Origin of the sequence: Sphingomonas sp. LaA6.9, assembly GCF_022601895.1 — a bacterium.
Lineage (GTDB): Bacteria > Pseudomonadota > Alphaproteobacteria > Sphingomonadales > Sphingomonadaceae > Sphingobium_A.
In genome coordinates, this window is the sequence record NZ_JAKVIO010000009.1 from 1 (window position 1) to 14,514 (window position 14,514).

Here is a 14,514-nt window from a genome sequence, read left to right on the forward strand (position 1 = left end):
CCGGCAGGAGTGGCCGCCGCGTCGTCTCGGCCTTCATCGCCACCGCCTACGCGCAGGAAACCCCCGAGGCCGCCAAGACGCAGTGGCGCAAGGTCGCCGACCAGCTTCGTCCCACCGTCCCCAAACTCGCCAGGCTCATGGATACCGCCGAGGAAGACGTACTCGCCTATATGAGCTTTCCCGCCCAGCATCGCACCAAGCTGCACTCGACCAATCCTCTCGAGCGGCTCAATGGCGAAATCAAGCGACGCACCGAAGTCGTCGGCATCTTCCCCAACGAGGACGCCATCACCCGTCTCGTGGGCGCTATCCTGCTCGAACAGAATGATGAATGGGCGGTCCAACGCTGCCGCTACATGACGGTGGAAAGCGTATCGCAAATAGGCGATGATCCGCTCGTCTCGCTGCCCCCGATGGCAGCGTGATCAGCCCGGCCTGGCCGGAGATCGCCGTGACCGTCCCTGCGGACCTACACCATGGCGTGGGACACGACCGTGCAAACTCAAACCTTCGGCATCGATTCTACTGCTTCCGGTTGGCAATACAGCGAAGTGAGAGCGAGCGCGTAGCAGGTTAGCGCATCCAGCTTTCGCGCCTTACTTTGTAACCTGGGAGACTGGTGCAGTCTTTGGCCCGTTCAATTCCGATGAGCTGGACTACTGCGTCGCAGCGTTCCTCATCGATTCTCATTCGGCCATCTCGTAGGGCTAGATAGACGGCCTCGACATACAGATCACCGCCAAGCCCTGACTGCACCGCTGGATGCACCAGAAGGTCCAGCGACCAAGCGGGAGCTTTCCCATTCATCAACCCTTGGGCTTGTGCGCGACCCTTCCGCTCATCGACTACGGGCAGAAAACCCTGCGACACAGCCACTGCAATCGTGGCAGCTTCACCGTCGTCGAGCGAGTTCGGAGAACGGATCATTGCCTCGAAAAGTCGAACCGCAGCATCATCCATCTGCACCACCTTCACGACGTTTTCCGAGATCAGGCGCTGGACGAACCCGTTCTCGCCACTAGCATGACTGGTTTCATGGTTGAGTTCCGCAACCACCGTTTCAGGTAGAACAATGTCGTTAGGAATGGCCCGAAGAACCTGTTCGCCAAACGTGCAAGCGTGTAGATTAATCAGCACGCTCGTGTCGGGGACTAGTGGTGTCAGCGTATCAGAGAGGGAACTTAAACAGGTCATCCGTTTCGCTCTCCTCAAAATCCATTTGATCGAGCAGAGCGCGCAGCTCTAGCCGCTTGATTTTTAGAAGCTCGGCCAGTTGTCCTTCAGACATCAGATCACGTTTCCACGCGGTGTAGGCCATGAAGCTCATGCGATGGGACACTGGTCGGTCTGCATCATCTTTTGAGGGGTCGGGCGCGCTTGCAGCGTTGCCCAGAACTTCACGCACTTGTGCCGGGGTAATGCCACCATGGGCTTTCAGCTTGTCCCATGCGCCCCGCTTTACAAGTCCGAGCTCTTCCAACCTCCTCACACAGGCTTCGCGTGAAATACGGAAGTGGTGCGCCTGCACGATGATTGGCCTGCGGGTAATTTCCGAGCCAGCGGTTAGCTGACGCCACGCCGCTTCAAAGCTCTTTCGCGGGGTTAGGAACGCGCGCCCAAAAGCGTGAGCATATCTCTCTTCGCGTGACTGAAACTTCTCATTTTCCTCTAGCACTTCTGGCGCCTGACGCGTGCCTACGAAATGCCCCAGCTCATGAGCTGCGGATTGAATACGCCGTTCCAGAGGGAAGTTAGCGTTCAAGAGAATGCAGGCCCCCAAAGTTTGGTCGTAGGTAAAGAGCGCGTCCACCTTCGAACCTTTCGAGAGGCGTCGCTGATAGAGTCGGATACCGAGATCCAATTGCATCAGGGAGAAAATATCGGCGATTGGGCCAGAGCCCAGACCGAGCCAGTCGCGCAACTCCTGCGCGTGCTGTTCTGCCAATTCAGTGACATCGCCAGTGTTGATGCCCTTTTCAGGCGGGTAATTTTTTGACCGCTCAATGCCGAGAATATTTTCCAGCTCGACCTCAGCTCGAACAAGGTCATTCAGCAGTTTCACTGCCTCGTCGGTATGCTCATCCTCGGTTTCTCGAAGTCTGCGGAAGCGTGGCACAAGGTCGGTATGGACTGCTTCACGGCGCAATAGGGCATTTACCGATAGCCCGTAATGATTTGCCAGCGCCTGAAGCTCCTGTATGCGTACGCGCCTATCCCCCTTCTCAATCGAAACAAGAGTGGGGCGAGACATGTCGATCACCTTGGCCGCTTCGTCCTGACGGATCTTTGCGCTTTCGCGGGCAATGCGAAGGCGGCGACCAATCTCCTGCGCGGTCAACTCGTTTAGATCAGCCATGCCGACCTCCCTTCGTCCAAAGTTTTAGAAAGCTACTTTTGCCTTGGTGCTGCTCGAATGCGATCCATTCTCTCGAATGTTGCAGGAGCACTTCCCGAAGCTTGCTCGTTACGTCATCAACTGACGCTTCAATGGCTTCAGCGATTTGGAATGCGTGGGCCTTTAGGGCTGCATCTGGCAAACTGGCCAAATCGGCCAGCTGTTGCAGGTGCCGCGCGCCCATGTAGCCGTAGTCGTAGAGGGTGCTGGTGGCCCTGAATCCGCCTTGCCTCGGCAAGGCATCGCTAAACCGCGCTGCGTGCAAGTCGGCTATGGCATATTTATCGGACGGTTCTTCAACGCCAGCCGCGTGTAAGCTCATCCGGCGGAGCAGGCAGGCCGCGCAAACTCCGCAATGGCGTACTTCGCCTGCCACACGCACATTGAACCGTTGCTGCCAGCAAGAACGGGTATCAATGACCTGTTGGGCCACTATGCCAGGCATTGCCAGAAACGCTGCGATGGTCTGGCCTTTGGTATGCCAAAGGCGCGGTTGCTCATAAGTCAGGTCAACGCCGAGCAGAGCCTTTATGAAGCGCTCCATCTTTCTGAAGAAAGTCGGATGGTTTCGATAATCGGGATAAATGTTGAGCAACGGGAGCAGCACCGGCCCCAATGCCCCTTGACTACTTTCAGGCACAATGATCCGGCTTACATTTGACAACTGCGACGCGATCGCAGTCACCGCCGCAAATTTGAAACCTCGTGAACGAGCGCTGTCCTCGGCATTCGGCTGCACCTTCACATCGAAAGGGAGGCGGTCGAATGGCCGCTCATTTTTGCGCAGGCGTTGTTTGAATTTCGACACACGCACACTCACGGCAGTGTCGTTCTCGTTGTAGAGGCCCGAGACACTCAGCGAGTCCAAGCCTTCGCTGTAAGCAATCGCGAACGCCTTCTTTTGGTTCGGGAATAGCGGGCCTTGTCGGGGCTTACTTGTTGCCGCGCCCTCATGACGCACGAAGCTGAAACGCCACCGGTCGCCAGTCAGGTGGCGCAGGGTATCGCAAAGACCTTGTTGAACAGCGGCATCTTGCCAAGTCGTGAGCTCAATCACAGGGATAGTCACATGAAAGTGCCGCGCCCAATGTACACTGCCGCGCGCCCACCGACGGTCAGCAAGTTCGACAGCCGCACAGACAATCAGCAGGTCGTTGTGGATATTGCTCCAACCTTCATGGCAGTAGCTATCAAAGACGTCTTTATCGCATTTAATCTCAGAGCCGATAGTCGCGTAAACGCGTCCTTTCGGCCCTCGGCGCGGAGCTGCTTGCCCCGCTTCAAGGATGATTAAATCTCGCTCAAAAACTTTTGAAGATTCATTCATTGCAATCACAGTATTGGGACATCGAGGTCAGTTTTCTTCTTTACGTCATGCTTGAACGCATTCTTGTCGCAGTTCTTAACAGCATATTGAATGCGCGCACGGTCAAGACTCTTCATTATTTTGGTCGAGCCTTCGATGAGTCGGTCGAGCTGGTCTTTGTGCATTGGGCCTTCCCGATGCGCCTCATAGCCAGCTTCTTGAATACGGGTGAGCGTCTTACCGATATTGGTCTCGACACACGCGTCCAACGCCCTGTTAATTGCATCCCGAGAGTTCTCGCCGTCGTGCAGCCTAATGGCCACTTCACGCAGGAGGTCATCTGAAAATTCCGATTTGTCGTACTTTGCGAAGATGCCGTGGATCGACCCTTCAGGGTCGAGATCGAGCTGCCCATCATCACCGTAGCTGTTCAACGCGCGGATCAGGTCCTCATTCCCTGATAGGATGCCATTTACCACAGCGTGGCTGCCAAGGGCACAACGGGTGTCGTGATCTTCCGCTTCATTCTGAACAGCTTCCGCGAACCGCCTCGAGCGGCTGTCTAGCTTTAGATTTTTGAATGGGCCGTCAGACATTTCGCCCTCCTACGTAACGAATATAGGAGAATAAGCTGACATTGTCAATCTATGACATCAAAAAGCTGACATTGCGCGACTGCGCGGAGTCTATCCGGAAGATTTTCCATAGCAATTTATGCTGCGCCTTTCGTCGCGCGAGCGAGAGGGAGCGGCCTGAAAAGGGCGCCATTAGATCTCATTTTGGAAAGTTTGTGGGACAGGAAACCTACGTTGGGGATCAAAGGCCCTTATCGCGGTACTTGGCCGAACTGCTTGATGAGGAAATCGACCGTGATGTTCTCGGCGATGGCGTCGTGCGGGATCAGCACATAGCGCCAAGGTTTGCCGCCATATGATTGGGCATGTTCGCTCGCCCAGCCACACCACTGCACAGCAACGTCCCGCTTCGCCAACACGTCCTTATCGGTCATCTGGGTTGCCATCTTGGGTTCCAGCATGACGATGCAATCGTCCATCTCTGCCACAAAGTCCGGCTGATATTCCAAGTGGTCATTGCCGCTGCGATAGAACATTTGGAACTGCCCTTTGGCGGGACGAAGCCATTTCAAAGCTTCTCGTTCAAGGATGACCGCCAGCTTGCGCTCAGAATCCGAATGGAACTTGGTGACGGAGGATAGGCATTTGGCAAAGCCACCGAAGAGGTAGCGTGCCATGTTGGACTTATCGGCGGGCGCAACCCGATAATCCAGAGGCGGCTCATTCACAGCGGTGAATGCGCTCTCCTTCAAGTCGGTGAAGCCTTGCCTGACCTCGTGGTGATATTCCACGGTGTCATCCAACCAAAAATGATCCTGCATCTGCGCATGAACGGCGCGGGCAATTTCCCGCTGATGCAGGGTAAGAACTTGACCCGCCTCCTCCTCCGAAAGGTAGGTGCGTAAATGCGCAACGACTTGGCCTGCCAGGTCGTAAAGCAGGTCGGCGTGCTCATCATAGGCGATGTCGGGAAAGTCGATTAGGCCACTGACAACGTAATCCTCAAGCCGCTCTTCGAGCAGGTTGCCTTGCGAGAGGCCAATTATATCGACCTGATCGGTGCGAAGGTGTTTTGCCCAAAGCTCATCGCTCGGCGCAGGATAGCGCATACCTGTAAGGTCGAGCGTGAAGGGCTTAAACCCAGCCTTTACCTGCCCCTTCGGCATGACGACGATGCGCGGAATATCGATCGTGCGATCCGCCATGAGTTTAGCGGTCGCCGCGACAACAGCGGCCATGTCTGGTGCGGGCTTGGCAACGCCCTCCAATTCCAACTGCGCGGGTTGATACTGGCTGCGAACCTCCTTCACGATCTGCGCCTGCACCTCAGGGCGAGCAAGATAAGTTGCGCTCGGCACCTTATCTGGCTCACGCGCGAGCTTGCGGAAGGCCTCGTAAGCGAGCTGCGCCACCTTCGCCTCTTGCGGATCGGTGAACACGGGCGCGGGTGCGGCGGGCGTCGCTGCGCTCGTTGTCGGCGACGGAGATTGCAAGCCAAGGCCCGACAAGATGGTTGGCGTGGCCACCACGGTCACCGTCTTGCGGGTCAAGTCGGCCTCTTCGAGAACGAGTTGCTTCAAGCGGATCGGCGAGTTGGGATTGTTGGCTTCGTCCACAATCTCCTGAAAGCGGTCGTGTGCCACGATATTCAGGCGATCAACCGCGATGACGCCGGTGCGTTTGCCGTATGGCAAGCGCAGGCCGCGTCCGATGCTCTGCTCGATCAGCGTGCGTGCATTGGCGGCACGCAGCGGAACGATGGTATATAGGTTGGTAACGTCCCAACCTTCCTTGAGCATGTTGACGTGAATGACAATCTCAACGGGATTGTCGTTATGCTCGACCGTCAACAGCTTCTCGACGGTTTCCTCTTCCCTGACGCTGGAATCGACTTGAATCACCTTGTCGGCATAGCGGCCTTGGAAAAAGGCATCCGACTGGATGAGGGTCGTCAATTCGGCGGCATGCGTAGTGTCGCGCGCGATCACCAGAACGAACGGTTTGACGATGCGTTCACCGTTCTCGCGCGCGTAGGTTTCAAGCTCAACCTTCACGCTCTCATGCAGGCGGATGCCGTCTTCCAGCTTCATGAGCTGGATGGCTTCGGGCGATTTGCCAGCAGGGTTGAAGTCCTTACGGGTGACAACCGCCGGTTCCTTGACGAAGTTGTCCTCCATTGCCCGCGCAAGCGGATAATCGAAAATTACGTTGCGGAAGGCGACGGGGCCGCGTGGGCTTTCCACGAACGGGGTCGCGGTCAGTTCCAAGCCGAGGATTGGTTTCAGCTCGTTGATCGCCCGCATACCAGCGGTTGCGCGGTAGCGGTGGGATTCGTCCATCAACAGCACCAGGTCGGGCAAGCTGGCGAGATAGTCGAAATAGCTTTCCCCGATTTCCTCGCGGAAGGAGCGGATGCGCGGGCTGCGCCCGCCGCGCACTTCCGATGAAATCTTGGCGATGTTGAAAATGTTGATGGTGGTCGGGAAAAGCTGACCGCCTGATGCGATTTGGCGCTCATAGGTTTCACCGGTCGTCAGGACGGGCGGCGAAATCGCAAATTCCGAGATGCCCTTGAACACGTATTTGGGCGAGTTCGGCGTGAAGTCGCCGATGAGCTTGTTATAGATGGTGAGGTTCGGCGCGAGCACGAAGAAGTTGTTGATGCCGTGCGCGATCTTCAAATAGGCGATGAATGCGCCCATGAGGCGGGTCTTGCCGACGCCTGTTGCCAGCGCGAAGCAGAGCGAAACGAAGTCCCGCTCGAAATCAGTCACGCCGGGATATTCGCTGCGTATGATGTCTAGCGCCGCTGCGAGATCCGTCCCCTTTGACGGGGGCGCAATCTCGGACACGCGGTCGAGGATTTCGAGGCTGGTGCGCTGCGGAGCGCGAAGGCTCAAGCGACCGGCGATGGCATTCACATGACGGAGATTGCTCATGCGGCATCTCCTTCATCGAACAAGCCACCTTGTGCAGCAACTGGCGGCGGCTCCGGCGCTTCGGCCATCGGCAGATTGGCGACATTGAGGCTGTAGTCGTCATGCCCCCACTCGCACCGCGAACGGATATGGTTGGGTATCTTCTTGACGGTCAGGTTTGGCCAGTGATCGGGGTTGCCACGAAACGCGGCGCACAGGATTAATAGCGAACGACCTTCGCCCACGTCCTCGGACAGCGCCGCAAGCTCTTCTAGGCCGAGGCTTTGGGTCGTGACAAAGAGGAAGTCGCTTTCCGATGAATGCCCCTGTTGCCAGTAGACATCGGGATTGGGCGCGTAGGTGAAACCTTCCAGCTTGCACAAAGCCTGTGCCAGCATCTCGGGGTTATACTCCTTCGAGATAACCTCGCGCCCCCACTTGTCTTTTTCGAGGAGCGATGGCGCAAGTTCGTAATAACGAAAACCGCCGCCGCCTCTCCATTCAACGGCCTTGCTAATTCCCCCTTGATCAGTGCCATCGGCCACTTTGCGCAGGCGCGGAGCGATATGCGTAGAGCAATGGTCGCCAAGTTCGACCATGATCCAGCGCATACCCAGCTTTTGGGCGACGGCCCCCGTAGTTCCTGAGCCTGCGAACGAATCTAGCACAATATCGCCCGGACGCGCTGCCAGCGTTAGTATGCGATGCAGCAAGCGCTCAGGCTTTGGGGTGTCAAAGACATTGTCGGCACCAAAGAGAGCGATGCTCTCTTTTTTTGCTTCATCAGTGTGGCCTACCTCAGTGTGCGGCCACCAATTGTGGGGCGTCATTCCGTCGCGAACTTCGGACAAGAATAACTTCAAAGCCGGAACGCTGTTTTCTCCTTTAAGCCCCCACCATAAACGCTTTTCGTCAACATGGGTCTGATGGGTGTTTCGGTCATATTTCCACGCTTTGACGCGGTTCCGCACTATCTCACCAGTAATGGGATTTTGAATGTCATAAACCAGATTCCGCCGCTGCTCGACCGTGGCTTGATTTAGGTAATCGACCGCCTTCCAAGGGCCACGCGGGTCATTATCGGGGTTGGAATAGCGGTTTGCTGCCTCATCCGAGCGGGGCAGCAGGTTGTTCGCAAACTTCTCGCTTTTTCGATATACCAAAATAATGTCGCATATCGATGCGATTCCCTTGAAATTATTGCTTACACTGTATTTCTTTTGCCAAGTGATTTGGCGAACAAAATTTGCCCTGCCAAATATCTCATCACACAAGATCTTGAGATAATGCCCTTCGTTCTCATCGATTGTGATCCAAAGTGAGCCATCTTCAGACATCAGTTTACGAATGATTTCTAGGCGGTCCCGTATCAGTCCTAGCCAAATACTGTGCTCAAGGCCGTCATCGTAGTGCGTGAACGCGCTGCCAGTGTTGTAGGGTGGGTCGATGAAAACGCATTTCACCTTGCCCGCGTAGTCCGCCTCCAGCGCTTTGAGCGCGAGCAGATTGTCGCCGTGGATCAGCACATTGTCAAAAATATCCGCGTCCGAGAAACGCGCGGCAGCATGATAGCTCTTGTCCGTGTCCTCGATCAGGATGCGCGGCTCTAAACGAGGCCGGTTCTCTTTACCCACCCAAGTCAGTTCAAGTTTTTGCTTCTTCGACATTCGATACCTTATGCGGGTTTGATAAGTGGGTGTAGGCGACGGGTGTCGCCGCTGTTGCGCCAGTAGCTGCCAGAGTTGTTGTTGCTGGGCCAGCCGTGGTCGGGACAGACCAGCGTGTCGGCCAATTCCAAGACCTGCTTGGCGAAGCCAATGCCATCCGTATCGAGAAGCTCGAATGAAAGGGCTTTGAAATGCGCGCCAAGGGCGTTGCGCGCCTGGGCTATCCGCGTCAGCTCATCCAAGATCGGTTTGAGCGCCACTGTGCTGGTGGCGGGGGCGGTTGGATCGATAATTCCGTCGCGAATTTCAACCTTGAGAGCGTCACGTAGCTTGCTGCTGATCGCGGGTAACAGGTCTCCAAGCGTGTAGGCCTCGCCGTGGCGGCGCGGCACGGCGCAAGCATATTTCTGGGTGAGGTAGTCGAGTGCGGCTTCCAAGATAACGCCAGCTTTGCTGCAAACCGATTGTATGTCCGTTGGCGACTCTGCAAGCCTTGCGCGTAGCAGCTCGACCTCGGGTAGCGATGTGATGATGCGGATGCCGTCGTCGATTGCCCAGCCGGTCAGCTCGACGAACTGGCAAGGCTGGCCGGGCTTGAGCCAACCCCAACGATACTTTTCGCGCCACGGGCGATAATGCGTGGTCACGATGGTGTGCCGGAAATCCGCGCTTACCTCGTAGATCATGCCGATGACGCGCTCGACGTGCGGCTCGTCGATGCTACCGAGAACATCGTCGAGGATCAGCACCGTTTCCGATGCACGGTCACGCGCCGCCAGAGCGAGGAAAACGCAGAGGCCAAGCGTATCGAGATGCGATTGGCTGAAATATGCCTGCGGCGGTGCATCGTGCCCCTCGAAGGTTGCGCCAAGCGTGAGTGAGGCGCGACGCGCCGGATCAAGCTCAAGCGCGATCTTGTCCAGCCCTTCGCCGGGGTGAACCTTTTCGTATAGCTTGCCGACCTCTTTCGCGATGGCGCTGATGATGCCGTCGGTAAACTTCTGCCGTTCTTCGACGCATTCGATGAGTGCCTGATCCAAACGCGGTATCAGGGCATCAAGCTCGACCACCCGCGCCGCGTTCGCATCGTAGCGGTCAGCGGCAGCCTTTAACTGAGCGCGGAACTTGCTTTCACCGCGCCAGCTCGCTTCGTTGTCGGCCCAAGATGCGGCAATCGCCTCATTGTCCGCAAGCCATGCTGGCAACGCCGCAGGATCGCTCGGCGCGGCAGATGCTGGGAGTTGGACGCCTGCTTTCCACTGATGCGCACCCTGAGCATCCGCAAATGCGGCAACTGCCTTGGCGTAGTCGCTTTCGGCCTGCTGCAACGCTGTCTTGGCGGTGCTCAAGGCGGTCTGGGCTTGTTTCTTCTTCTGGTTGGCCGAGGTGAGCGCGCTCAACTGCGAAAGCGTTGATTGCACCGCGCTGGCAAGAGTGGCGACGTTTTCCTTACTTTCGCAAAGAGGGCATTGCTCCGCATCGGGGTAGGCTTCGAGATAGGCCTTCCCAGCGGTCAGCACGTTCGCGCGTTCCGCTGCCTTGCTATCAACCGTCGCTAGCGCGTCAATCTGGGCCTGAACGGCTGCATCGGCATTGGCTTGAGCTGTCGCTAGGTTTGCGCGCTTGCCATCGAGATTTTCGGGGAATGCCTTGAGCGCCTCATAAGCGGAGCGGAGCTTGCTGATCGCTGATATGTCAGCATCAAGGCCCGTGGTTGGCTCCGCCAACTTTTGCTTCGCCCATTCTACCGGATTCAGCCCGGCCGGACTGCCAGCCGCCTCGTAGGAGCTTTGCAGCTCCTCAAGGCTTTGAGCCTCTGCCTGTTTGGCCGACGCAAGTTCGGTGGCCAATGCCTTCCCTTGTTGGCGCAACGCCTCTTCGGAACGCTCGAAAGCGTCGATGTCGATGAAGCGTTTGATTGCTTCATATCGTTTGGCAGGCTGCGTTTCGATAAGTTCCAAAATCTGACGCTGGCGCAGCAATTCGACTTTCGGCGCTGCCCCGCTCATCACGGTCGTGAGATTGCCGGCGAGCTTGCCCGTGCAGGTGCCATCGCTCGTCGTTAGTTCAACGGCGAAATCCTGAGGGTCTTTCCCGACTGTTCGCCAGTATTTCCTGACGCCAGCACCCAACCCGCGGCTGTCGAGCGAGCCGACATTATCTTTCGCAAGAAACTCGAAGGCATCGCAGATGGTGGTTTTGCCGGTTCCATTCTCGCCGTAGATCAGGGTGAGCTTCTTGCCCTTCTCGAAGGACAGCGAGAACGTGCCTGCGGAGCCGCGAAACGCCGTTAAGGTGAGTGATTTGAGTGTGGCCGATGTCGTCATTGGCTATCCGCCTTTGCCGACGCCAGGTCGATTTCCACCTTCCAATCTGCGCCCGACATGGTGCCTGCTGCCACCTTGGCGACCAGAGCTTCCCGCTTATCGGCGCGCAACAGTCCCGATGCGATAAGCCTGTCCACGGCCAAAGCGGCCAAGCTGGCTGATGGCGTTTCGTCACTCATTGCACACTCCAACGAATCGTGAAGAGCGACGTTGTATCAATCGCCTGCTCTAGCTTGCCTTCAATTTGTGCGATTAGCTCGGTGCGCTGCTCGTCGATGCGATCCTGTGCATCGAACAGCGAGCGCCGCTTGGTCGATCGCTCGGCCTCCAGCGCCTTCACCGCTTTTTGTCCCGCCAGTTTTTCTTCGAGCGTCAGGGCAACCGTCGCTGCGCGCCGCGCCTCTTTGATCTGGCGATCGAGCTCTTTCAATTCGCGTTCAAGGCCGACCTTTAAGTCATCTGCCCAGCCATCGAGCTTGTTGGCTTCAATCTCAAAGAAGCGCGCATTTCGCTCCGAGATGCCACGCCGGATTCTGTCCTGCTGAGCGTTAAGCTGATGTCGTAAGTCTGACTGAACAGAGGCCGGAATATCAGTTTTCGCGCCGCAATGTGCAGGGATAGTCAACAAGCGGCTGGCGGCCTCATCGCTGAGGATGGTTCCGTCATCTGCTTGCGCAGCCAAGAGAATGTGGTCTTCGCCTTGGCCGAGCGCCTCTACCGATAAGAGGGAGGCAATCAGCCAGCCTGATTGTCCGACCAATGGCTCGATAACGGAAATTCGGCCATCGTGCGCAGAGTAGTCGAAAACAACTTCGCTTACGGGCAAGTTGCGTGAGCGCGCGCGGTTGATGATCGCGTCGCCGAGAGGATGGTTCACGCGGAAGAAGTGCGCTTCGCCTGAGCGTCGAGGTAACTCGTAAAGACCTGTCGGGATTCCACCGTCTCCGACCCAGCTCGGCAACGTGTCGAGGCGAAAGGACGATCCGTTGATAAACGTCGCAGCACCATCCAGCTCATGCCCGGCCAAGCGCATTAACTGCTGCTCGAAATGGTTAAGATGCAAATTGGTATCATGGTCGCGTAGCTTGAGCTTTTCGCGCACCTCGTCGTCAAAATTCTCCATGAGTTTACGCCGCGCTACGGTCATGGCTTCGCTGATCTCGGAGCCCAGCTCGCTTTGAAGCTCGTCGAACGCAGCCCTGATTTCGTCGGGCTGGCGGCATTCGTTGTAAATCTCGGCAATGCGCTTTTCAAAATCGACGCCGGACTCGATGGCACCCAGAACTTCGTCGCTGGCTCCGAATACGCCCTCAAAGAGCTGAAATTTCTCGGATAGAAGCTGGTAGACGCGCTGATCGGCTTCGTTCTTGCGGTTCAGAAAATTCACTACAACGACATCGTGCTTCTGGCCGTAGCGGTGGCAACGCCCGATCCGCTGCTCGATACGCTGGGGGTTCCACGGCAGGTCGTAATTCACGATCATTGCGCAGAACTGAAGGTTGATACCCTCCGCGCCTGCTTCCGTGGCAATCATGATTTTGCCGGTGTCGCGGAAATAATCGACCAAGGCCGAGCGCATGTCAGCGGTGCGTGAGCCGGTGATGCGGTCAGAGCCTTCGTGTCGCGCAAGCCATGCCTGATAGATTGCGCGGGATTGCTCGTCGGTATTGCTGCCGTTGAACAGCACGATGGAATCGGCAAACGGGCTGTCTGCCAATACGCGCAGCAGATAGGATTGGGTGCGACGTGACTCCGTGAAGATGATCGCCTTCTCCGCAGCGCCGAACTCACGCGCTTTAGCAAAACCGACCTCAAGCGCGGTCAGCAAAGCTCGGCCTTTGGCATTCTGCTCAATAGAGGTGGCGAGCTTTGCAAATTCGCGCAGCTCGAAGATTTCGGACTCAAGCGCGCGTTGATCAGCTTCGCTCAGCGGCTCCACTTCGTCATCGTCAACCCACTCGTCCTGGGTTTCGTCGAGGGCTTCATAGTCCTCCTCAACGGTGTCAATCAGGGGCGTGGCGGGCCGCCCACTTTCAAGTCGTGCTTGGAGGCGATCTGAAATTGATTGCAGCGCTCCCGCGATTGCAAACGAAGATGACGCGAGCAGCTTGCGCAGCACCAATGTCATCAGCGCACGCTGGCTGGCCGGTAATGCGTGCAAATTGTCGCGTTGAAGATAGTCGGTTACGAGGTTGTATAACCTGTCCTCTGCCTCGTCAGGGCTAAACTCCTGCAAGATGGCATGACGCTTGGTGTAAGGGACATAGGCCGTTACCTGTCGGCGCAGGGTGCGGTGACAAACGGGCTTGAGACGTTCACGCAGTTGCTCGAAAGCCCGGTCCTGACCTACGCCAACGAATTGCTCGCGGAAGCTCTTGAGGTCGCCGAAGGAGTGTTCGTCGATAAAGCTGACTAGCCCGAACAATTCGAGAAGCGAATTTTGCAGGGGCGTTGCCGTTAGCAGTAGCTTGTTGCGCTCGGCGAGGGCCGCCTTGAGTGTATTGGCGATCACGTTTGACGGTTTGTAGACGTTGCGCAGGCGGTGGGCCTCGTCGATGACTACTAGATCCCAAGGGGTCGAGGCAACATCAGCGGCCTTGCTCCTAGCAAACTGGTAGGAGCAAATGACCACGCTGTCTTGGGGTTGAAACGGTTTGAAATTTCCTGCGCGGATTTCAGCGTTGTAAGATTTTGATTCAAGGATGGTGCAGGGGATAAAGAACTTCTCGTTCATTTCCTGATGCCACTGCTTCCGAAGGTTGGAAGGCGCGATAATCAGGATGCGTCGATTGCCCTCCGCCCACTTCTGGGAGATCACCAGCCCAGCTTCTATTGTTTTGCCGAGGCCTACTTCATCGGCCAACAAAGCACCCTTGGACAAAGGAGAGGCGAATGCAAAAAGTGCCGCATCCACCTGATGCGGATTCATATCCACCTGCGCACCGGCAACCGCGACGGCCATTCGCTCTGCACTGTCCGAAGATCGCCTTCGGACTAAGTCATGGGCAATATATTTCGATTGGTAGTCGGTAATCATCTACCTGTGTTGTCCCCAACATTGAATCTTACATTATGGCAACGGCTTAGATCATCACCGATTGATTGTCGCGCGCTTTAGGTTGTCCTGACTTTAGGCCGCAGGATTGTGCCACATTTGGAAAGTAATTTTCTTTCAATGTGGCAGCAACAGCCTGCCATCCTCTATGCCAGCGAGGCGAAGATCAGAAAAGCCTAACGAAGCCAAGGCGGTTTCAGGAATTGCCGTGCACGGAAGCGTGCCCGCAGGCGGCGCGCAGATCGCGGCCTTGGGCTGGGTCGAGGTGCCA

At 56.6% G+C, this 14,514-nt stretch carries 10 protein-coding genes; 1 reads left to right on the plus strand and 9 read right to left on the minus strand.

Features of this window, described 5'->3' with window-relative positions; all coding sequences use genetic code 11:
* Positions 1 to 425: transposase (locus MKI88_RS06595; RefSeq protein WP_241630170.1), on the plus strand; the 425-nt coding region annotated here is incomplete at its 5' end.
* 148 nt (positions 426 to 573) lie between these two features.
* Here the strand turns inward: MKI88_RS06595 and MKI88_RS06600 are convergent.
* From MKI88_RS06600 to MKI88_RS06640, 9 genes are all read right to left on the minus strand, one after another.
* Entirely contained in the window at positions 574 to 1,194 is a 621-nt protein-coding gene (locus MKI88_RS06600) for a hypothetical protein (RefSeq protein ID WP_241630171.1), read from the minus strand.
* Positions 1,169 to 2,356, minus strand: a complete 1,188-nt coding sequence (locus MKI88_RS06605) for an ImmA/IrrE family metallo-endopeptidase (protein ID WP_241630172.1) — start codon at positions 2,354 to 2,356, stop codon at positions 1,169 to 1,171. Before MKI88_RS06605 ends, MKI88_RS06600 begins: the two co-directional genes overlap by 26 nt.
* Positions 2,349 to 3,722 carry a 7-cyano-7-deazaguanine synthase gene (locus MKI88_RS06610; protein ID WP_241630173.1) on the minus strand — a complete coding sequence of 458 codons (1,374 nt, stop codon included), beginning with the start codon at positions 3,720 to 3,722 and terminating at the stop codon, positions 2,349 to 2,351. Before MKI88_RS06610 ends, MKI88_RS06605 begins: the two co-directional genes overlap by 8 nt.
* 5 nt (positions 3,723 to 3,727) lie before the next feature.
* Positions 3,728 to 4,297 carry a hypothetical protein gene (locus tag MKI88_RS06615; RefSeq protein WP_241630174.1) on the minus strand — a complete coding sequence of 190 codons (570 nt, stop codon included), beginning with the start codon at positions 4,295 to 4,297 and terminating at the stop codon, positions 3,728 to 3,730.
* Positions 4,298 to 4,527: 230 nt separating this feature from the next.
* Complete coding sequence (locus tag MKI88_RS06620) at positions 4,528 to 7,215, minus strand: DEAD/DEAH box helicase (protein WP_241630175.1); 2,688 nt, start codon at positions 7,213 to 7,215, stop codon at positions 4,528 to 4,530.
* The gene (locus tag MKI88_RS06625; protein WP_241630176.1) at positions 7,212 to 8,861 is read right to left on the minus strand and encodes a site-specific DNA-methyltransferase; all 1,650 of its coding nucleotides are present in this window, start codon (positions 8,859 to 8,861) and stop codon (positions 7,212 to 7,214) included. The genes MKI88_RS06620 and MKI88_RS06625 overlap by 4 nt, the downstream gene beginning before the upstream one ends.
* 8 nt (positions 8,862 to 8,869) lie before the next feature.
* Positions 8,870 to 11,188 carry a hypothetical protein gene (locus MKI88_RS06630; protein ID WP_241630177.1) on the minus strand — a complete coding sequence of 773 codons (2,319 nt, stop codon included), beginning with the start codon at positions 11,186 to 11,188 and terminating at the stop codon, positions 8,870 to 8,872.
* A complete protein-coding gene (locus MKI88_RS06635; protein ID WP_241630178.1) occupies positions 11,185 to 11,367 on the minus strand; it encodes a hypothetical protein in 183 nt (60 codons plus the stop codon). Before MKI88_RS06635 ends, MKI88_RS06630 begins: the two co-directional genes overlap by 4 nt.
* Positions 11,364 to 14,150, minus strand: coding sequence for an SNF2-related protein (locus MKI88_RS06640; protein ID WP_241630179.1), 2,787 nt, complete (start codon positions 14,148 to 14,150; stop codon positions 11,364 to 11,366). The genes MKI88_RS06635 and MKI88_RS06640 overlap by 4 nt, the downstream gene beginning before the upstream one ends.
* Positions 14,151 to 14,514 lie beyond the last annotated feature (364 nt).

Coding starts and splice junctions, on each gene's coding strand:
- MKI88_RS06600 (WP_241630171.1), bottom strand. CDS start 1,194: ATGACCTGTTTAAGTTCCCTCTCTGATACGCTGACACCACTAGTCCCC.
- MKI88_RS06605 (WP_241630172.1), bottom strand. CDS start 2,356: ATGGCTGATCTAAACGAGTTGACCGCGCAGGAGATTGGTCGCCGCCTT.
- MKI88_RS06610 (WP_241630173.1), bottom strand. CDS start 3,722: ATGAATGAATCTTCAAAAGTTTTTGAGCGAGATTTAATCATCCTTGAA.
- MKI88_RS06615 (WP_241630174.1), bottom strand. CDS start 4,297: ATGTCTGACGGCCCATTCAAAAATCTAAAGCTAGACAGCCGCTCGAGG.
- MKI88_RS06620 (WP_241630175.1), bottom strand. CDS start 7,215: ATGAGCAATCTCCGTCATGTGAATGCCATCGCCGGTCGCTTGAGCCTT.
- MKI88_RS06625 (WP_241630176.1), bottom strand. CDS start 8,861: ATGTCGAAGAAGCAAAAACTTGAACTGACTTGGGTGGGTAAAGAGAAC.
- MKI88_RS06630 (WP_241630177.1), bottom strand. CDS start 11,188: ATGACGACATCGGCCACACTCAAATCACTCACCTTAACGGCGTTTCGC.
- MKI88_RS06635 (WP_241630178.1), bottom strand. CDS start 11,367: ATGAGTGACGAAACGCCATCAGCCAGCTTGGCCGCTTTGGCCGTGGAC.
- MKI88_RS06640 (WP_241630179.1), bottom strand. CDS start 14,150: ATGGCCGTCGCGGTTGCCGGTGCGCAGGTGGATATGAATCCGCATCAG.